The organism is Halobacillus halophilus DSM 2266, from assembly GCF_000284515.1.
Taxonomy (GTDB): Bacteria; Bacillota; Bacilli; order Bacillales; family Halobacillaceae; genus Halobacillus; species Halobacillus halophilus.
The window spans coordinates 549901-570609 of the sequence record NC_017668.1; the positions used below are offsets into that span (position 1 = coordinate 549901).

General features: G+C 44.0%; 18 protein-coding genes. 10 read left to right on the forward strand and 8 right to left on the reverse strand.

The features are described 5' to 3' along the window. Window positions 1-7 precede the first annotated feature (7 nt). The 7 genes from HBHAL_RS02795 (at window position 8) to HBHAL_RS02825 (ending at window position 8220) form a co-directional block, all read left to right on the forward strand. A complete protein-coding gene (locus tag HBHAL_RS02795) occupies window positions 8-1231 on the forward strand; it encodes an ABC transporter substrate-binding protein (RefSeq protein ID WP_014641816.1) in 1224 nt (407 codons plus the stop codon). Between the two features lie 914 nt (window positions 1232-2145). Continuing rightward, entirely contained in the window at window positions 2146-3354 is a 1209-nt protein-coding gene (locus HBHAL_RS02800; RefSeq protein ID WP_041601525.1) for an acyl-CoA dehydrogenase family protein, read from the forward strand. Between the two features lie 16 nt (window positions 3355-3370). After that, complete coding sequence (locus HBHAL_RS02805) at window positions 3371-5005, forward strand: long-chain-fatty-acid--CoA ligase (protein WP_014641818.1); 1635 nt, start codon at window positions 3371-3373, stop codon at window positions 5003-5005. A 52-nt stretch (window positions 5006-5057) separates the two neighbouring features. Further along, window positions 5058-6209, forward strand: a complete 1152-nt coding sequence (locus tag HBHAL_RS02810) for an acyl-CoA dehydrogenase family protein (RefSeq protein ID WP_014641819.1) — start codon at window positions 5058-5060, stop codon at window positions 6207-6209. Window positions 6210-6228: 19 nt separating this feature from the next. Next, window positions 6229-7413 carry a thiolase family protein gene (locus HBHAL_RS02815; RefSeq protein WP_014641820.1) on the forward strand — a complete coding sequence of 395 codons (1185 nt, stop codon included), beginning with the start codon at window positions 6229-6231 and terminating at the stop codon, window positions 7411-7413. Window positions 7414-7427: 14 nt separating this feature from the next. Next, complete coding sequence (locus HBHAL_RS02820; RefSeq protein ID WP_014641821.1) at window positions 7428-7832, forward strand: PaaI family thioesterase; 405 nt, start codon at window positions 7428-7430, stop codon at window positions 7830-7832. Beyond that, window positions 7816-8220, forward strand: a complete 405-nt coding sequence (locus tag HBHAL_RS02825) for a PaaI family thioesterase (RefSeq protein WP_014641822.1) — start codon at window positions 7816-7818, stop codon at window positions 8218-8220. Before HBHAL_RS02820 ends, HBHAL_RS02825 begins: the two co-directional genes overlap by 17 nt. A gap of 22 nt (window positions 8221-8242) precedes the next feature. Here the strand turns inward: HBHAL_RS02825 and HBHAL_RS02830 are convergent, their stop codons facing one another. The 7 genes from HBHAL_RS02830 to HBHAL_RS02860 all read right to left on the reverse strand — a co-directional run bounded on the left by HBHAL_RS02830 (window position 8243) and on the right by HBHAL_RS02860 (window position 16478). Continuing rightward, window positions 8243-8599 carry a DUF488 domain-containing protein gene (locus HBHAL_RS02830; RefSeq protein WP_014641823.1) on the reverse strand — a complete coding sequence of 119 codons (357 nt, stop codon included), beginning with the start codon at window positions 8597-8599 and terminating at the stop codon, window positions 8243-8245. A 42-nt stretch (window positions 8600-8641) separates the two neighbouring features. Continuing rightward, entirely contained in the window at window positions 8642-9055 is a 414-nt protein-coding gene (locus HBHAL_RS02835; protein WP_087946032.1) for a SpoIIAA family protein, read from the reverse strand. 731 nt (window positions 9056-9786) lie between these two features. Then, on the reverse strand, window positions 9787-11316 hold the full coding sequence (locus HBHAL_RS02840) for an AbgT family transporter (protein WP_014641825.1): 1530 nt from the start codon (window positions 11314-11316) through the stop codon (window positions 9787-9789). A 106-nt stretch (window positions 11317-11422) separates the two neighbouring features. Then, entirely contained in the window at window positions 11423-12727 is a 1305-nt protein-coding gene (locus tag HBHAL_RS02845; protein ID WP_014641826.1) for a hypothetical protein, read from the reverse strand. After that, window positions 12724-13977 (reverse strand): M20 family metallo-hydrolase, encoded by a 1254-nt coding sequence (locus HBHAL_RS02850; RefSeq protein WP_014641827.1) that lies wholly within the window; start codon window positions 13975-13977, stop codon window positions 12724-12726. Before HBHAL_RS02850 ends, HBHAL_RS02845 begins: the two co-directional genes overlap by 4 nt. Next, a complete protein-coding gene (locus HBHAL_RS02855) occupies window positions 13970-15271 on the reverse strand; it encodes an amidohydrolase (RefSeq protein WP_014641828.1) in 1302 nt (433 codons plus the stop codon). The genes HBHAL_RS02850 and HBHAL_RS02855 overlap by 8 nt, the downstream gene beginning before the upstream one ends. Then, entirely contained in the window at window positions 15261-16478 is a 1218-nt protein-coding gene (locus HBHAL_RS02860) for a M20 metallopeptidase family protein (protein ID WP_014641829.1), read from the reverse strand. The genes HBHAL_RS02855 and HBHAL_RS02860 overlap by 11 nt, the downstream gene beginning before the upstream one ends. Window positions 16479-16742: 264 nt before the next feature. On the opposite strand from HBHAL_RS02860, the gene HBHAL_RS02870 reads away from it, so the two are divergent. From HBHAL_RS02870 to HBHAL_RS02880, 3 genes are all read left to right on the forward strand, one after another. Beyond that, a complete protein-coding gene (locus HBHAL_RS02870) occupies window positions 16743-17729 on the forward strand; it encodes a potassium channel family protein (protein WP_014641830.1) in 987 nt (328 codons plus the stop codon). A 188-nt stretch (window positions 17730-17917) separates the two neighbouring features. After that, entirely contained in the window at window positions 17918-18115 is a 198-nt protein-coding gene (locus HBHAL_RS02875; protein WP_014641831.1) for a cold-shock protein, read from the forward strand. Window positions 18116-18616: 501 nt separating this feature from the next. Next, window positions 18617-18814 (forward strand): cold-shock protein, encoded by a 198-nt coding sequence (locus HBHAL_RS02880; protein ID WP_014641832.1) that lies wholly within the window; start codon window positions 18617-18619, stop codon window positions 18812-18814. A gap of 205 nt (window positions 18815-19019) precedes the next feature. On the opposite strand, the gene HBHAL_RS02885 is transcribed toward HBHAL_RS02880, so the two are convergent. Then, window positions 19020-20579, reverse strand: coding sequence for an alkaline phosphatase (locus HBHAL_RS02885; protein WP_014641833.1), 1560 nt, complete (start codon window positions 20577-20579; stop codon window positions 19020-19022). Window positions 20580-20709 lie beyond the last annotated feature (130 nt).

The window sequence follows — 20709 nt, forward strand, 5'->3', positions numbered from 1 at the left end:
AGATCTAATGAAGGTTTTCAAATTATCTGCTTTTCTGGTGATGCTTTCGGTTCTGTTTATTTTAGGGGGATGTATTGATAATTCGTCCAATTCAGCGTCTGGTGATGGGGGCGGAGAAAATCAAACGGAAGCAACGGAAGCTGGAGAGGGAGAAGAACTGGTTAACATTGGTTATACGGGACCTTTGAGCGGGCCGGCAGCTTATTATGGAGAACGATCGTTGAACGGTCTGAAAATGGCAGTTGAAGAAATCAACAATAGTGGCGGGTTCGAGATTGATGGACAAACGTATAAGTATAATCTCGTATCATTGGATGATAAATACCTCCCGAATGAGACGGCGGCTAATGCCAAACGTCTGCTTCAGGAAAATAGCACGCCCATTATTTATACCCCGCACAGCGGAGGCGTAAAGGCCATGCAAGTGTTCAATGAGAAGGAAAACTTTCTTATTGGAGCCTACACGAGTGAGCCGGCAGTGACGGCTGAAGGCAACGAGCTGACGGTTCGAATTCCACCGAGCTATGATGGATATATCGAACCTTTCACTACTTATGCTATGGACAACTTTGGTAAGAAAATTGCGGCTCTTCCAACGTCCTCCCAGTACGGAAAAGACTGGACAGAAGCCCTGCTGCCGCATTGGAAAGAGCAAGGCGGAGAAGTGGTCTATAATTCTTCCATTGATTTCTCTAAGGATACGGACTTCTTCACATTAGTTACTAATGCCTTAGAAGGCGATCCGGACGTGCTGTTTATTGGCGGCCCATCTGAGCCAACAGCTAAGGTAGCCAAACAGGCAAGGGAGTTGGGTTTTGAAGGTGGGTTTATCGTGATGGATCAGGCCAAGCTGAATGAAATGAAAACTGTCACTGGTTCATTTGACATGCTGAATGGGGCGGTCGGTGTAACGCCGCTTGTAAATTCAGATTATCCAGGGACCGCTGAATTTATTGAAAAATATAAAGAGGAATATGGTGAAGAGCCAGGGTCTGAAGCTGGTTATCACTACGTTTCGATGTATGCCTTTATGGAATCTATGAAAGCTGCAGGAACGGTTGATGATCCTTCAGCCATCCGCTCTCACATGCAGGACGGACTCGATGCGATTCCTGAAGAGAAAGAAGTGTACACGATTAAGCAGATTGAAGAAGATGGAGGATTTACTACAGGTTTACGGATTGCGGCTGTCGAAAACGGTGAAATAGTCACGATTAACGTGAACGAGTAAGTCTGATGGAGCCAGTTGTATGAAGAGACTACACCATATAGCTGGCTTCTTTTTATACATACACAGCCCTGAAAGGAAGGTTGTGGTGAACGTTGTAATTCATAAGCGGGTTATTCCGCTAAAGGGCCGGATTGCGGAAGACTAAGTTTTGAGATAATTCGGGTCCGTCGCCGAAAAGTAGATGAGGTGGGCTACGGATACAACTCGCTTTCCTGCGGGGGAACTGGCAAGCCTCCTCGGTCGTTTACACTCCCTGTGGGGTCTCGCCTAGCTCCTTCTCCCGCGGGAGTCTCCTTGTTTCCTTCGCCACCCTATGATTAAAGCGTGAACGGACCCTTCAATAGATGAAAAGAGGTACTTGATCCGCCTTAAATGCTTATATAACGGGATTCATACATGTAGATAAGCTCGTTGTTAAAAATGTCTCTCCATCATAAACCAGAGTGTTTCAAACATGATTTCGAGCTCCATATATCGCAAGGTCCGGCGGGGGACGATGAAGACTCCTAGCTTAGAAGCGGAAGCACCTTGGTCAGCGGCGTATGGACTGGACTGAGCTGGCGGAGATAAAGGAAACACGAAGAGCGTAGCGATTCGATGTTGACTTATCGTACAGAAGCGAGGGAAGTCTCACTAGACGCTAGGTGCTGGAGCTGGATAGATCTTCTTATCATTTATGTCCAGATTTTCGAGTAAGACTAAAAAAAGTGTAAGAATGGGATGCACATGATCGGTGAGATCCCGCAGAACCGGAAAGCGAAATCGTCCCCCGCAGGACATTTCTATTCAAATATCTCGAAACTTTGTCTTACGCAATTGAGATTTATCTTTAAAAAATCAACACTGAAATTTAATAAAAATGTTCCTGTTGAGTTAGGCGTTGATATTAATAAAACAAGGAGGAGATTTTAATGATGAATTTTGAATTAACGGAAGAACAGGAAATGGTTAGAAAAGTGGTTCGTAAATTCGTAGATCAGGAAATCAATCCCTATATTCAGGAATGGGATGAAAAGGGTCATTTTGAATCCTCTATTATGAAACGTCTCGCAGACCTTGATCTGATGGGAGTTTGTATTCCTGAACAGTACGGGGGGAGTGGAATGGATTACAATACGCTCGCGATTGTTTGTGAAGAATTAGAGCGGGGAGACACTGCCTTCCGTACGGCTGTTTCTGTTCATACAGGTTTAAATAGTATGACACTGCTGCAATGGGGCAATGAAGCCCAGAAACAGAAGTACCTCATTCCGCAGGCAAAGGGAGAAAAAGTAGGGGCATTTGGATTAACTGAGCCCAATGCTGGATCCGATGTTGCCTCTTTAAAAACGACTGCCACAAAAGAAGGAGACTTCTATATTTTAAATGGGCAGAAAACGTGGATTTCTTTATGCGACCATGCCGATCACTTCCTCGTTTTTGCCTATACAGATAAAAGTCAGAAGCATAAAGGGATATCGGCTTTTATCGTGGAACGGACTATGCCGGGATTCTCGTCCCAGGCCATCAAAGGCAAGCTTGGTATCCGGGCAGGTAACACGGGAGAGTTATTTTTTGATCATGTAAAGGTGCCGAAAGAAAATCTGCTCGGAGAAGAAGGAGAAGGGTTTAAGATTGCTATGGCCGCTCTCGACAATGGGCGCTTTACGGTGGCCGCCGGTGCATGCGGACAGATTCTTGCGTGCCTTGAGGAAAGCGTGAAGTATTGCCACGAAAGAGAAACGTTTGGTAAAGAAATCGGCAAGCATCAGCTGGTCCAGCAGATGCTCGCTAAGATGGAAGCTGGCTATCAAATGTCCCGCCTCCTCGTATTTCGCGCGGGGGAATTAAAAAACCAGGGCAGACGGAATACGCGGGAAACGTCCCTTGCCAAATGGCAGGCCTGTGATTTTGCCAATGAAGCAGCGAATGATGCTGTTCAAATCCACGGGGCTTATGGCTATTCACATGAATATCCGGTAGAGCGATTTTTAAGAAATTCGAAAGCACCTGTCATTTATGAAGGTACACGGGAAATTCATACGGTCATGCAGGCGGAGTACGTGCTTGGGTATCGGTCTGATAAGACTTTATCACGATCACTCCCGGCATGGCCTTATGATGAGGTGAAGGAAGAAGTGTAAAGAAGGGGGACTGTATGTGAAGGATTTAAAAAATCGCCCATGGTATTCATCGTATTCTCCGGAAATGAAGACAGAAATAAACCTTCCAGAAAAGTCTCTCTATACACTACTTAAAGAATCGGCTCATGAATTCGGCGAGAGAACGGCAATCGTGTATGAAGATTGCCAGATCACCTATCAGCAATTGAAAGAGAATGTAGACCGGCTGGCCGGAGCGTGGAATGAACTTGGATTAACGAAAGGCGAACGAGTCGGCCTGATGATTTCCAATCACCCGGACTATATCACGGCCTATTATGCTGCTCAAAGGCTCGGCCTGACCGTCGTTCAAATCAATCCGCGCTATACAGAAAGGGAACTGCTTCATATCATTGAAGACTCCGGTATGAACTATCTGGTGGCTGAGGAATACAATCGATTACTTGTTAATCAAGTAAAGGAAAAAAGCGGTATTACTTTTGTCTTTGTCTCAAAAGCAGAGCGAGATCTTCCCGAGTCGCTAGAAAATCTTATAAACAAAGCATATCCTCTGGAAAATGATATTCCTATCTCAGTTAAAGAAGATGTAGCTGTGATTCAATACACAGGGGGAACGACCGGTAAAATTAAAGGCGCTATGCTGACTCATTACAACTTAGTGGCTAATGTTGTTCAGAGCCATACGATGTATGGAAAGCTAATGGATAAGGGGAAGGAAATCGTCCTTGCTGCTACCCCTCTTTATCACGTGTATGCCATGACAAGTGCTATGAATCTCGGTATCTATCTTGGCGCCACAATTCTGTTAATTCCTGAATTCAAAGTAAATGATGTAGCAGAAAAAATTAAAAAGTATCAGCCTACCTTTTTTCCAGGTGTTCCAAAGATGTACAGTGCTTTTGTCCAGTTTCCAAATATAGAATCCTATCGACTCGATTCGCTGAAGTTTTGTTCAAGTGGATCCGCTCCACTTCCTGTAGAGATTATTAGACGGTTTGAAAGTTTAACGGGGGCCATAATTGGAGAAGGGTTCGGTCTTTCAGAAGCGTCGCCTTCTACCCATCGGAACCCTGCCGGCGGAATAAGAAAGATAGGAAGTATAGGTCTGCCTTTTCCTGGGACGGATTGTCGGATTGTAGATGATCACGATGAGATTCTTCCGATCAATAGTGTAGGAGAGCTCATCATTAAAGGCCCGCAGGTTATGAAAGGTTATTGGAATCAGCCAGAAGAGACAAGCCAATCGTTAAGGAATGGCTGGTTATATACGGGAGATCTCGCCATGTGTGATGAAGATGGATACTTTTATATAGTGGGACGGAAAAAAGAGATGATTATTAATGGCGGATTTAATATTTATCCACAGGAAATTGAAAGCGTTTTATATGAACATCCAGCTGTAAAAGATGCAGCGGTAGTGGGAATTCCAGATAGGGATAAGGGGGAAATTGTAAAAGCCTATGTGGTTTTGAAAGAACAGCACAAGGTGGAGGTGAATGAGTTAAAAGAATACTGTTCCACCCGTTTAGCCCGGTATAAAGTGCCGAAGCATTACGAGATTCGTGGAGAACTTCCTAGAAATACAGTCGGTAAATTATTAAAGCGAAAACTGATAGAGGAAGAGAAAGCTAAAACCAGCGAAGTAATTCCTCCCCATGTCCGTAAACAGTGATTCAACTGGGGAAGGTAGATTCTTAAAATTTGTAATCCAGGGAGTGCTGACGATGGATTTTAATTTTGATGAAGATATTCAAATGTTGAAGAACAGCGTGCGCGATTTTATTCAAACTGAAGTAGAAGCGGTAGCCATGGAGATTGAGAGAGAGGATAGAATTCCCGAACATATCATCGAGATGTCTAAAGAAATGGGGTTGTTTGGTCTAAGCATTCCAGAAGAATACGGCGGTCTTGGTATAGGGATGGTAGGAAAGTGTGCTTTATATGAAGAAATTGGAGCCACTCATAATGGCTACACCACGCTGGTTGGCGGTCACACGGGAATTGGTACGGTCGGTATTGTGGAAATGGGGAACGAAGCTCAAAAACAGAAATACCTGCCGAGGCTCGCACGCGGAGATTCGATCGGAGCTTTTGCCCTCACCGAACCAAGTGCAGGTTCGAATGCGACCAATTTAAAGACGACTGCGGTTAAACGTGGAGACAAGTACATCCTTAATGGAACGAAGCACTATATTACCAATGCCACAGAAGCTGATATCTTCACCGTAATGGCGGTAACGGATGCAAGCAAAGGGGCGAAAGGAATTACCTCGTTTATTGTGGAAAAAGATTTTCCAGGCTTCCAGGTCGGAGCTATTGAACCTAAAATGGGGCTCCATGGATCTCAATCAGCTGAAATTATTTTAGAAGATTGTGAAGTTCCTATCGAGAATGTGCTGGGAAAAGAGGGGGAGGGGTATGTGAATGCTCTAAAAATCCTTGCGAACGGAAGGGCAGGGCTCTCCGCCAGAAACTTAGGCTCCTGCCAGAAACTACTGGACTTATCGATGCAGTTTACACAGGAACGAGAACAATTTGGTGTACCAATCATTGAACATCAGGCTGTGGCTCATATGGTGTCGGAGATGGCCGTAGAAATCGAAGCGCTTCGCTCCTTTACGTACCGGATTGCGTGGATGGTGGATCAAGGTCAGAAAGTAATTAAAGAAGCGGCGATGCTCAAATTATATGGATCAGAAGTGTACAACCGGGTAGCTGATAAAGCTGTTCAGGTTCACGGCGGCATTGGTTACATATCTGATTATCCAATTGAGCGCTTCTTTCGCGATGCACGAATTACGAGAATTTATGAAGGAACGTCTGAAATTCAGAAGAACATTATTTCCAGCCAGTTGAAAAAGGAATACAGCTTGTGAACGGGAGAGGGGAGTATAAATGATGGAACCGGTTGTGATTGTAAGTGCAGTCCGAACACCGATGGGAAAATATGGAGGAGCCATTAAAAATCTATCCTCAGCCGATTTAGCTTCCATCTCCATAAGAGAAGCTGTTTCAAGGGCAGGGCTTTCCCCGGAGCAGGTGGATGAAGCGATTATGGGAGAGGTCCGGCAGACCACTCAGTCTTCTAATGTTGCCCGAGTCGCAGCTTTACGGGCAGGCATTCCTGAAGTTTCTCCCGCTTTTACAATTAACCGGCTTTGTGCTTCTGGTATGCAGGCTGTTGCCTCGGGGGTCCAGCAAATTGCTTTTGAACAAGCAGAGGTTATTGTAGCTGGTGGCACAGAAAGTATGAGTCAATCTCCTATCTACTTAAGAAATTCAAGATTTGGGGGAGATCAGCCAACTTTAGTCGATTCAAATAAGGAAGCTGGTCAGCAGCCTGAGGAAATCTATGGAAATGAGCTTGGGATGGGAATAACGGCAGAAAATGTTGCCGAACGCTATTCTATTTCAAGAGAAGACCAGGATGCTTTTGCTTTTGAAAGCCAAAGGCGGGCAGCTATCGCTTTGGATGCTTCAACGTTCAGAGATGAAATTGTTCCAGTCCAAGTAATCGAGCGAAGAAAGTCTTTGATTGTAGATCGTGATGAGCATCCCAGGCCTCAAACGTCGTTAGATAAGCTCGCAAGCTTGCGACCCGTTTTCAAGGAAAATGGAACTGTAACTGCGGGTAATGCCTGCGGCAGGAATGACGGAGCAGCTGCTCTCGTGATCATGCAGGAATCAAAAGCCAAGTCATTAGGTCTAAAGCCTATGGCCAGGATTACAGACTGGGCTGTATCGGGAGTTTCTCCCGAAGTTATGGGAATTGGACCTATTCCTGCCGTTAAGAAACTGCTTGAGAAGACGTCTACCAAGATAGCAGATGTCGGTCTTATAGAACTGAACGAAGCTTTTGCTTCTCAATCACTGGCGGTCATTCGGGAGCTAGGCCTGGATGAGGACCGAGTCAATATTCACGGTGGAGCGATTGCTCTTGGACACCCAGTTGGAGCAAGCGGGGCAAGAATTTTGAAGACGCTTTTACATGCGATGATAAGAAGAGACGAACAAAAAGGAATTGCCACCTTATGTGCCGGCGGCGGACAAGGAATGGCCATTTTGGTTGAAAAAATGTAGGGAGGGGTTTCAGAGTGAGAGGTCAATCTTCTTTTTTTGAACACATAGGCTGTACTAAACATAAGGGACGAGAAGGTGAAATTCTTCTCACCCTTCAAGTGCAGCCGGAAATTCTATCGGCCGAAGGCACTATCCCTCCTGGTATATTCTCAAGCATGCTCGATATTGTGATTGGTTCAACCATAGGGGAATCGATCCAGCAGCCAACTACAACAGTAAATTTAAACATCAACTATTTCGACTTTGCGAATCGTGGACCATTTACTGCAGTGGGTACAATAATCTGGAGAAATGGAAAAGTGATTGCAGGTGAAGGAAGCGTAATGGACCGTGATGGAAACCTGACAGCCAAAGCGGCCGGGACTTTTAAAGTAATGGGCCGGTCAATAGGGAGGGAAAGGCATGACAAAAACGATTGATGAAGTACGTGAAAGTTTTGAAGCCAGTCCATTCTTTTCCCATATTGGGTTTGAGATTATTCATTTCGAAGAGGGAAATGTTCTTCTGAATCTCCCCATTCAAGAAAAGCTGTTTAATGTGAATGGCACTCTCCATGGAGGTGTTCATGCGACCATGCTTGACTTGATTATTGGAATGGCCATTCGCTCTACGACTAAAACCCGGTGTACAACGATGAATTTAAATATTAACTATTTGGCACCTTCGGCAGGCGGCAGCATAACGGCAAAGGGGAGGATCCTGCAGCAAGGTTACCGGATTGTAACGGCAGAAGGAGAGTTATATGATTCTGAAGGGACGATGCTGGCAAAAGGAATCGGTACGTATAAATTAATAAGGGATAAATAAAAGCTCAGTCCAGGACTGAGCTTTATTTATCTTCTATTATTTCCTTTAGCACGACCGCGTGATTATGTTCTTTATCTTTAGCTCCGAATAGGAGAATTAAACGTTTATCCGCTGCCACTGCCTTCAATTCTTGAATTTTGGATTGTGCTTCAGAATTAGCCTTAATTTCTTTACGATAAGCTTCTTTAAAAGTATTAAATTTAGCAGGGTCATGGTTGAACCATTTTCTAAGATCCGGGCTTGGAGCAATTTCCTTAAGCCATTCGTCAAGTTCTGCATCTTCTTTAGAAATTCCTCTTGGCCAGACACGATCAATCAGTACCCTATGGCCTCCTAAAGTTTTATTTTCATCATAAATCCGCCTTAATAAAATGGACAAAAAAACAACCTCCCCGGGGGCTGATTCTTTAAGGTCAGTTTCTCAATCTTCTATTAACCAGTTCCACGCTTCTTCCAACTGGTTCGGTTTATAATCCTGTGCCTTTAAACCTGGTAAATAATCTGCTGCCTGTGTGCCTAGCTCTATCAGTGCTCTTTCAGTAACTACTGCGAATTTTGAAAACTGTCTCCATCGTTTTAAATTAACCTTTGTACCTTCCCAGAAACCTTCAAGAGTGGAACCGTTAAGTTCAGGAACAAAGGCTAAAACTTTAAAATTTTGATCATCATCAAAATAGCCTTGTATATAATCATCAAGCATTCTCGCGTCATGACCCGTTAATTTCTCTCTAATGTCTATTACTATAGTGGATGCGTCTCGACTTGAAAGAAACGTAAACATAGAAGACACCTGCTTTCTATAGTAGATTAGGTTCGTGTGTTTACCTGTTCCCATTGAGTCATTGTATAAACATAGTGCTATCGATAAAGTGAGGTTTTTTGATAGCTCTATTAAATCTCCAAGTTGATTCTTTAAGATAAGCTCCCGTTTGTTGAAGACTCAGTTTCGAGATAAATGGGTCCTTTACGTTAGATGGACAAGGGCTGGTGGGGAAATAACTCGCTTTCCTATGGGGGAACGGTGAGCTTCCTCGCTCGTTTCACTCCCTGCGGGATCTCACCTAGTCTCTTCTCCCATGGGAGTCTCGTCATTTCCCCACCAACCCAACTTGATTAAGAAAAACGGCCCCTACTAGAAGAGAAAGGTTCTCCTCCTTAATCTGTATGAAATGCTTTTATGACAGGCTATTGTGCATCGTTACATCCTAAAATAGGTACAAAACCACATGGTCTCATTCCTCATCACACAGGTGATGGTTGAAGTGGTTTCGAGCTTCTGATTTGGCCAGGTCCGGAGGGGGATGATGAAGACTCCTGCGGGATAAACATGATCGGTGAGACCCCGGAAGTCGAAGACTGAGGAGGCTCAGCACATGCCCGCGGAAAGCGAATCATCCCCCGCAGGACCTTTCTTGTCATAAAAGTATCTCGAAACTGAGTCTTCAACTATCCGGCCCTTTAGCTGAATATTTTGCTTTTAGAAAAGCCTAAAGGGGTGGTGGAAGTTAAGTTAAGCAATAAAAAAAGAACGCCTGCTATTTAAAAGCAGGCGTTCTATAAATTCAATTATTGATTAATATACATATCGACACCAGGACCGAATGGAATGCCAAGCAGTGCAAAGGCAACTAACAGTACGACCCAGATGGCGAAGAAGATAATACTGTACGGAAGCATGAGGGAAATCAATGTCCCTAAGCCAGCTTTCTTGTTGTACTCCCGCATAAAGGCAAGAACCACGATGATATATGGGTTCATTGGGGTGATAATGTTTGTTGAGGAATCGGCAATACGATAAGCTGCTTGAATGAATGCAGGGTGATAGTCCAATAGATAGAACATCTGCAGGAAGATCGGTGCTTCAAGCGCCCATTGGGCAGATCCACTGAAGATTAGCAGGTTCATCAGTGCGGTCAGCATGGAGAAGCCAACAACGACCGGCAAGCCTGTCATATTCATAGCTTCCAGTGCATTCGCACCGCTGACAGCGACCCACGTACCAATGTTGGTCCAGTCAAAGTAAGCAATAAACTGAGCGGCCGCAAAAATCAGGACAATAAATCCGGACATATCCTTCATCGCTTCACTCATAAACCCGGAAATATCGCGAGTAGATTCGATCTTTTTAACCGTCACACCATAGGTGATACCGATTGTGATGAAGAAGAATAAAATAATAGGAACAATGCCATCTAGAAATGGAGACGGAATGATGCCGCCTTCTTCGTTTCTTAATGCGGATCCAGGCCATGCAAGAGCAATAATAAGAATAGCGATAAAGACTAAGCCTGATATAACAGCATTTCTAAAACCTTTTTTCTCTAGTGTCGTACTTGCCTCCAGTTCATTTTCAGAACCTTCACCTTCGTATTTTCCTAAGCGGGGTTCAATGATTTTTTCGGTAATAAGAGCCCCTGTAATAGAGAGAACCACAACAGATGCAATCATGAAGTACCAGTTATCGACAGGTGTAACCACGATATCAGAGCCAATACTTTGCATAACCTCTGTTGAAATTCCGGAAAGCAAAGCATCTGTACCAGCAATAATAATGTTAGCTGTAAAACCAGAACCGACTCCTGCGAAACCTGCGGCTAAACCAGCCAGCGGGTGGCGTCCGATTGTATAGAAAACCATAGCGGCAAGAGGAGGCACAATAACAAAAGCGGCATCGGAAGCCAGGTTTCCTAATATTCCGACAAAAATAACCGCATAGGTAATCAGTGATTTTGGTGCTTTCAAGATGGTACTCTTAATAGCTGTTTCCAGTAAGCCAACTTTATCAGCAAGACCAATACCTAACATCATAGCCAATACCAGGCCGAGTGGTGCGAATCCAGTAAAGTTATCAAGCATGGAGGTTAGAATGTATTCCAGTCCATCTCCTGAAACCAGACTTTGAATGGCCACTTCTTCTCCCGTACCTGGTTCTTCCACAGTTACACCAAATAGTGAAACGACCCAGGAGAAGAGAATCGTAAATCCGGCCAAGTACACAAATAGCATGAACGGTTCTGGCAGCTTGTTACCGACTCGTTCAATAAAGTTTAAAAATCTTGCCATACCTTTACTCGACTGTTCATTGTTGTTACTCATGTGCTTCACCCTTCCAATTAATTTGGGAAATTTTCCTTAATACTTCCGTTTTTAGCCAAAAACTGTGTAAACGTCATGAGTCTAGTTGCATGAAGGCTCTTCCTCCCTAAAAAGGGAGGAACTGAAAGACCTTCCTCGGCCGGCCTCGTTCACCAGATTGTGTTTCACCGGCTTGCTCCACAATCCCGACACGTTCCATTTCGGATAAAATTCGTCTTCCGTTTCGTTCTGTGCTTTTTAGCCACCTGGACAGATCCTGAGACGAAAACTGTTCGCGACCGTAGTGTTTCACATAAGAGACTATTTTAGAGACGACCCCTGGGCTGAGGTTCGCATCTTTCAGCTTCTCTTTCCAGGCTTGCCCTACATCGGTCGACTGATAATCAATCTGTTCTTTCTGCTGTTTGAGTGAAATTGATTGATCGTCATCGACCACCAGGATGACGGGTTCTTCGTACTCTTTAACGTGACGGAAACCAATTCTTACGTGCTGTTCTGCCTGAAGGACAGTTTCGCCAAACCCAATCGATACTTTAGCTTGAAGGTTCGTCTGAAGGCGGATATCCTGAATCAGGGTAAATAAATCGGCTTCTGATTCATGGCTTAGTTCTCCACGTGTTGTGAAAATGAAGAATAATCCATCACCCATCTGCATGACGGATCCATTGGTTTTCTCGGCAATAGAGTAAAGCGCACGTCGGACATCAAGTTCCTGATACTTCGTTTTGAAGGAATAATAAAGTTCTTCTAAATGCTCAGGGTCCATATTTATTCGAAAGCCTATGACGGCTACCTGTGAATTACGGTAGAGGTTCGTCTGCGCCCGTTCTTCAAGAAACTGGATAATCAGCTTGATGGATAAATAAGATGGAGTCACACGAAAAACCGGGATTCCTTTATCTTTTAGTTTCTGGTAAACATATTTGATAGAGGTAATAACGACTTCCGTCTTCCCTTCTTCAAATAATTGAGTGTGATAGTGGACGAGATCATCAGAACTTTGTCCACTTTTAAAAGGATGATTATAATAGGATAATTCCTCAAGCTGGTAATAAGAGAGAATCTTCTCAAACTCTTCACTTTCAATCGTATCGATACCGACTTTCCGGTAAACTTGGTTAGAGGCCAATTGAGCCTCAAGGAGAATTCCGAAGAAGCTCGCTCCGTGAAGAGGAGGATAGGCTCCTTCATTTTCGGTAATCAATTCATTTTCGATCGCGTACGTATAATTCAAAACGCCTGAGAAAAACCATTGATCAACTTCGTATCGGTGTTGAGTTAAAATGTCGCTTACTTCCGATAGCTGTTCATAGGAATAAGGAACAAATGTGATCGTCTCAAATTCCTTGGCTACATACATAATCTGTTGCAAGGAGTCATGAGGTGCAATGACTCCGATCGTTGTTTTCATGGCTTTTCACCTGTTTCACCTTTTAGATATTCAGCCATTACTCTGGCCCCTTTGGCCAGATCTTCGTTGGACGCGTATTCTTTCGGATGATGGCTGATCCCTTCTTCGCAAGGAATGAAGAGAAGACCAGACGGCCATTTTTCGGCCATATTCATAACATCGTGCCCGGCACCGCTATCCATTTCCATAGAGTTTAACTGGAGTTGGTCTGCTACTTGCGCGAGCTTTCCTTGAAGATTCGGGTCTAAAAATACGGAGTTATTGTTCACAAGTGTGTTGACGTGAACCTGTATTTTTCGTTTAGCTTCAATTTTTCTGCAAAAAGCTTCAATTCGATCGGCCAGCTCTTTTTTCAAAGTGTCGTCCACGCTGCGGATATCAATTCCAAGCTCTACCTGACCCGGAATGACGTTCATCACATTCGGATGAAGATGAACGGTGCTCACGGTCGCTACCAGAGGCACGTCCTGCTCTTCGTTCATTTGGTTGGCTTGTTCCTCTACAAACGTGATAAGCGGCGCGATGGCTGCGAAAGCATCGGACCTTCGGTGCATCGGTGTTGTCCCTGTGTGGTTAGCCATTCCTTCAGCTGTGATCTGCAGACGAATCGGACAGGCCACCCCGCGAACGATTCCGATATCTGCTCCGTTATTTTCAATCTGAGTGCCTTGTTCAATATGAAGCTCTAAAAAGCTTTCTAATTCTTTCTCGCCTTTTTCAGCCTGATCGATTGTATCCCAGGATAAGCCGAATGATTCTACTGCTTCCTTAATGGTTACGCCTTCTGCGTCCTCAACGTCTGCAACATCGTCTTTATCAAGCAGACCGCTGACAGCTTTACTGCCGATTGTGGATACGCCGAATCTGGCTGATTCTTCTGAAGCAAAACAAATGACGCTTATATTTTTGTGGGGAGTATAGTCTTCATCTTTCAGAAGTTTAATTGCGGCAAGGGCTGTCAATACACCAGCAACACCGTCATACCCTCCGCCGGAACTCACTGTATCGACATGAGACCCGAGCGCGACAACTGGAGCCTCCGTATCCGTTTTCCAGTCTGCCCAGACGTTGCCGGCCCGATCGTAGTGAACATCAAGCCCAAGGTTTTCAGCAATTCGGCTGAAGGCCTGCTGGGCTTGTTTTTCCTCTTCCGAGTAGCTCAGCCGAGTAAATCCATTTTCATAATCCATCTCGTCTGTGAGATTTAATTCAAGTAGATGTTGATTCATCCATTCTTCTAAGTTAGTCAAGCAAATGCCCCCCTTTTATGATGTGAATGTACGTATCCAGTGCTGTGGTTAAGACCTCTTCTTCAAAATCGAAGGAAGGGGAATGGTGATTATCTGGTAAATGAGTGCCGAAGAGCATATAAGTTGCCTGGCCGCCCTGGGATTGGACTTCATTCATCATGAAACTGGCATCCTCTGAGCCTGACACGCGAGCCACAGGGATCACTTCATGGATGTACGCACTAGGTTCGCAGACTTTTGAGATGTAGGAAGCAAGGGAATCATCGCAAATCATTTGCTCCGTTTCACCTACGAAATCAATCTCTACATCGACCTGGTGCATGTCCGCCGCAGCCTGAATCATACGTCTGGCTTCCTTTTGCATATAAGCATTTATGGCTTTCGTTTCCCCACGCGTTTCGATTTCCAGAAAGCCGCGGTCCGATATAATATTACGTCCATTGCCGGCTATCAGTTTTCCTGCGTTCACCCGGCTGATGCCTTCACTGTGCCGGGGGATGGAATGCAATTGAGTCGCTGCCGTGGCTGCTGCGAGTAAGGCATTGCGCCCTTCTTCGGGTTTCATACCCGCATGAGAGGACTGGCCGTTAAAATGGGCGTCTAATTTTGCTGATGCCAGAAACCCTTTGGTGGTGGCCGCCACCGTTCCAACAGGCAGATCCTGAATTCCGATATGTCCGGAATAAAAATAGTCCACGCCATTGAGCCAGCCTTTGTCTGTCATCGCTCTTGCGCCTCGCCCGCCTTCTTCGGCCGGTTGGAACAGGAGGGTAAACTTCCCGTTTAAGTCTGAACTATTCTCCGCAATGAAATGAGCGAGTCCAAGGCCGATGGTGGTGTGTCCGTCATGGCCGCAAGCATGCATAACACCTGTATGTTTGGATACAAAAGAGTGTTTAGAAGGGAAGTGCTGTTCATCTTCAGCTTCTGTAATCGGCAAAGCATCGATATCAAAGCGGAAAGCAAGGTGGTCGCCGGCTTGTTCTGTATCCCAAACCGCGACTAATCCGGTGTGACCGCCTTTCATGTCTGCAAGCCATCGGTCATCTACGGACGCGGAAGCTACTATTTCCTTTTCCTGAAGCGTTTCTTCATCAGGAACACCGTATCTGGAATCGCTTTGTAGAGCATCTTTTCCTACATATAAAGTAAAGCCCAATTTCTCTAATTCCTGGCCAATGGTATAGGTGGTGCAGTATTCCATAAACCCAAGTTCAGGATATTTATGAAAATGACGGCGCCATTCAGTTAATTTAGGCTGGATAGCCTGAATGAATGAATCGTTATGAGGCACTTCGGTCACCTTCTTTACTTTCAGCCAGGCTTTGTAGTGTATCCAGTGCCACCTGGACTAGATAACGACTTCCGATCGGCAGGGCCTTTTCATTCAATTGAAAACCAGAATCGTGAAGTGGTTTTTGATTGTCGGCATCTTCAATTTGAGTGCCGATCCAGATAAAGGCTCCCGGGTAGTGAAGCAGGAATCTGGAGAAATCTTCTCCGGCTAAAGCTGGATCGAGAGAAGGTGTTGCCTCTTCACCTAAAAGACGCTGGGCTGATTTGCGGGCTGTCTGAGCCCATTCTGGTGTATTAATGGTCGCGGGGTAGCCGTCATAATAAGTTACTTCTGCCTCTCCCTCGAATGCTTCGGCCGTCTGCTGAATAACCCTGTGGAAACGTTGTTTTACTTTTTCCTTCACTTCTAGTTTAAAAGTACGTACGGTACCTTCGAAAACCACCTGTTCGGGAATAACATTGTACCCATAGCCGCCTTCAATCCGGCCAATGGTTACAACTGCTGAATCAAGAGGATTTACGTTCCGACTGACAATGGTCTGAAGACTAGAGATGATTTGATTGGTAATAATTAAAGCATCATTGCCATCATGAGGCATGCTCGCATGTCCGCCTTTTCCTTTAACAGTCACTTTAAATCGGTCGGAAGCTCCCATCATTTCTTTATCCCGAATACCTACTTGACCGACAGGGAGGCTTGGCCATACATGCTGTCCGTAAATGACGTCCGGGGTGTATTGATCAAACACTCCATCGTCAAGCATAGGCTGGGAACCGCCGTAAGGAGATGTCTCTTCCGCGGGTTGGAAGACGAGTAAAACCGTGCCATGAAGGTCTTCTTTTTGTTGTTGAAGAGCGTAACCGGCGCCGAGCAGCATAGCCGTATGGGCGTCATGTCCGCATGCGTGCATCTTTCCGTCGTTTTCAGATGCGAATTCATGCTGGTTGGCTTCCTGGATCGGAAGGGCATCCATATCGGCTCTGAGCGCTACGGTCCCTCCCGGATGTCCTCCCTGGATAATTCCAAGAACGCCGGTATTAGCAAAGCCGGTTTGGAATTCAATTCCGTATTCCGTAAGTTTCTCTTTTACTAAAGCAGATGTCTGATATTCCTGGTTGCTGAGCTCTGGATGCTGATGCAGCGTCCTGCGAATATTCAGAATATCGCTTTCTATAAATGAAATGAGTTCTTTTATATTGTTCAAAAATGTTCCTCCTTTAAATTAAGGACATTTTCCTTAAATGTTCCGTTAATAAGTAGTATAACAAAATATAAATAAATTTCATCCTTTTTCGACAAAAAATTTAGAAAATTTGAATAGAGTGGTTTAAAAAGGGAAAAGCATAGTTTGGTACTTCTCGTTTGTTGTCTATACGGGAAGGCTTCCAAAATGATACATTTCATCTTACTCCGTAACCCCTTCTAATGGTACTATAGGAAAAGAAAGGGATAACTTGAGGTGGGATTGATGGATCAACGCAAAGTTTTCGTTTCCTTATTACTGTTGCATATGCTTGTTCTTTTCGGAATTATTGGATATATGATTACGGAACAGCTTTCTTTTTTTGATGCTTTGTGGCTGGCGGTTGTATCCGTGCTAACCATCGGGTACGGGGATATTTCTCCAGATACAATGGCAGGCAAGGTTTTAACCCTTATTCTCATTCCGATTGCAATTGGGGTAACAACTTATATTCTGGCTCAAGCGGCTGGAGCAATTATCAACGGTGAATTTTCCAATGAAATGAGGAAAAGGAAAATGAATCAAAAAATTAAAAACCTAAAGGATCACATCATTATCTGCGGGTTCGGCAGAGTGGGGCAGCAAGTCCTTCATCAGTTACATAAAGAAAGTCACTCGCTGGTAGTCATTGAATCAGATGAAGACGTGATTGCCCGACTGCCAGAGGGGACGTTATGCATTACAGGAAACGCTACCGAGGACGAGATCCTGCTGCAGGCAGGACTGGAGAGGGCAAGAGGGGTGGTTGTGACTCTCCCTAATGATGCGGATAATATATTTATCACCGTTACGGTAAAAGGGATTAAGCCTGACATCTATACGGTCGTAAGAGCTGAACGAAACTTTTCCGAAGAGAAGCTGTACCGGGCGGGTGCGGATAAAGTGATTAACACCTCAAACATAGGTGGAAAGAGAATGGCGACTGCCATTACAAAACCAATCAGCGTCGAATACGTGGAGACCGTGCTTCACGATCAGAGCAATGATTACAATATTGAAGAAATTCTAATCAGATCCACTTCTTTACTTATCGGTCAAACTTTAAAGGAAGCCAGGATCAGAGAAGAATATGGAGTGAACATTGTAGCTATTAAACGCGGGCCGGAGATCATTAACAACCCCGATGCTGCTAAAACGATAATGGAAGACGACCTTGTTATCGTTTTTGGAACTTCGGAACAATTGAAGCGGTTTGAAGGGGCATCCATGTGACCTTTGACAAAAAAGTTTGGGGCAAGGTTGACGAGGATTTATTCAGGTGCTATGATAGAAGTTAATTATTCTTGTTCGTCTATGAATGAAAGAAAAAGTAACCTAGTAAGTCACTTTCGTCTAGAATGAATATGCAGAGCAATAATAGTAATACAATGTGGAGAAATTCCACGCAGGAGGCAACAATTATGTTACAAGGTAATGTTAAATGGTTCAACGCAGAAAAAGGTTTCGGTTTTATTGAAGTAGAAGGTCAAGACGATGTATTCGTTCATTTCTCTGCTATTCAAGGCGAAGGTTTCAAAACACTAGAAGAAAACGAAACAGTTTCTTTCGAAATCGTTGAAGGAAACCGTGGACCGCAAGCAGCTAACGTTCAAAGATAAAACGTTAAATGAAAGACTCCCTTTTGAGAGGGAGTCTTTTTTTGTGCCTTGATTCGGGTTCAGAAGACACTAAATAGGGAAGCATCTTTCTGCCAATTCAGGGTAGTTCCTCTTCAGGTCTCGAATCAGGCTTTGCAACGTCCACCATAAGGAAAATGGCAGACAGGATATGCGTGGTAATTCTTACAAACGGGGTCCCCTGCATAAGAATTTCCTGTGCTCTTTTTTCGTTGATAGCAGGTTGATAATGTGTAAGATCAGCATAATTTGAAACTTCGGAACCATTGAGGCAATTGAAGGGGCATCTATGTGCCCTATGACAAAAAAGTTTGGGACAAGGTTGACGAGGATTCATTCAGGTGCTATGATAGAAGTTAATTATTCTTGTTCGTCTATGAATGAAAGAAAAAGTAACCTAGTAAGTCACTTTCGTCTAGAATGAATATGCAGAGCAATAATAGTAATACAATGTGGAGAAATTCCACGCAGGAGGCAACAATTATGTTACAAGGTAATGTTAAATGGTTCAACGCAGAAAAAGGTTTCGGTTTTATTGAAGTAGAAGGTCAAGACGATGTATTCGTTCATTTCTCTGCTATTCAAAGCGAAGGTTTCAAAACACTAGAAGAAAACGAAACAGTTTCTTTCGAAATCGTTGAAGGAAACCGTGGACCGCAAGCAGCTAACGTTCAAAGATAAAACGTTAAACGAAAGACTTCCTTTTTTACAAGGGAGTCTTTTTTTTATGCAAATGGATACTTTGGAGAATTGAGGCGGCACGGTCTGAAGATGTGCGACCTGGTTCTCTCAGGCTTATTTTCTTTGAAGTGATTAATGGTATATGTGATATCAAAAAACAAAAATCAGGTCTGCTTCGAAGCAGACCTGATTTTTTCCCGTTATTTTATTTACTGTGCCATTCATCTTTTAACGTTTGCAGCATAAACACATTCTGATCGTAAGTGCCTTGATAATTGTTTATGTCAAAGCTGTCTGCAATTTCACCGCGGAAGGAAAAATTCGCCTTGTATCCGTTGGATTTTAAGTAATCTACGACACTTCCTTTGTGCCATCCACCCATAGGGACTGCATATTCTATGCCGTCATGTTCTTTCCAAGCCATTCCACCTTCATGGCCTCCGTCTTCGTCATCTAGCTTATGACCCATGGCAGCTGCTATTTTTTTCGGCATATCCGTATTGTTTACCAATCCGGAAAACTGATCAGAAGATGGACCGAATGCATAAACAGGTACATCTACTCCAGTGTGATTGGAACTTGTCCAACCTACGAGCGCGCGGTCACTGACAATTTGGTTGATCGCCGCGTTAGGAGTTTCCGAAGAACGGATGGTTTCAACCTCTTCTTTGCTCAACTCCAAACCAGTATATTCGTTAACTACATCTTTAATATTAGATTTGTCGTCATTCAATTGCTCCGCCATATGATCGCCAGTAGCCGTAATTTCCTGAACAACATCTTGTTTCACATCATATTCACCGTTAGCACCAACACTCATACCGCCTGTGTCATGGTCACCTGCAATCACAACTAAAGTATTTTTATCTTGTTTAGCAAATTCCAAAGCTTCTGTTACAGCTTTTTCAAAAGCTTGAGTATCGTTCATAGCCCAGGCAGCATCGTGAGCATGGCCGGCCCAGTCAATTTGACTGCCTTCTACCATAAGAAAGAATCCATCTTCATCTTGAGAAAGAGCGTCGATAGCAGAAGAAGTCATATCAGAAAGACTTGGCTGATCGGTTTCATCTCTATCCAGTTCTGAGCTCATTGGACCTTCAGCGAACAGACCAAGAACTTTCTCGTCTTCCTTAAGATCCATCATTTCCTCTTTATTTTCCACATAAGAATAACCGTCTTCCTGAGCCTGTTCAACGAGGTTATTTTCTTTTTGTTTTCCACCCTCAGATTCAGGAAGGAAGTATTCTTTACCTCCGCCCATGATCACGTCTACATCATTTTCTAAGTACTGAGGAGCAATTTTCGCCTGGTCATCACGATCTTTTACAGACGAACCAAATGTAGCCGGAGTAGCATGTGTAATTGTTGAGGTAGCTACTAGGCCAGATGATTTACCTGCTTTTTCGGATACATCAAGAATACTTTCCACTTCTTCACCATCTGGAGTTACGCCAACCATGCCATTGTTCGTTTTAGACCCTGTAGCCATAGCCGTTCCAGCTGCGGCTGAATCGGTCACTTCAGAATCCTCCGAATAGGTTTTCATCATTCCTTTTAAGTAAGGATCGAAAGCAGAATCTTCCCCTTTAAACCATCGATAGTTCGTGGCATAGGAAGTTGAATAGCCATCGGGAATCATGTAAATAACGTTCTTTACTTCAGAAGTTTCGTGCTCTCCCGCATGAACCTCTTGACCTCCTCCAAAAGCAGCTCCAGCGAACAACATAGTCGAACTTGCCAATACAGCAGCAGATTTTTTGAGCATACTGTTTCTCCTCTCTCTAATGTAATGGTGTTTCATAGATAACTATAGTATCCAATTGTTAGTGTAACTTTAATTAGATGTAAAATTGTAGAAAATTAAGGAAAATGAGGAAAAAAGACTGAATATAGTC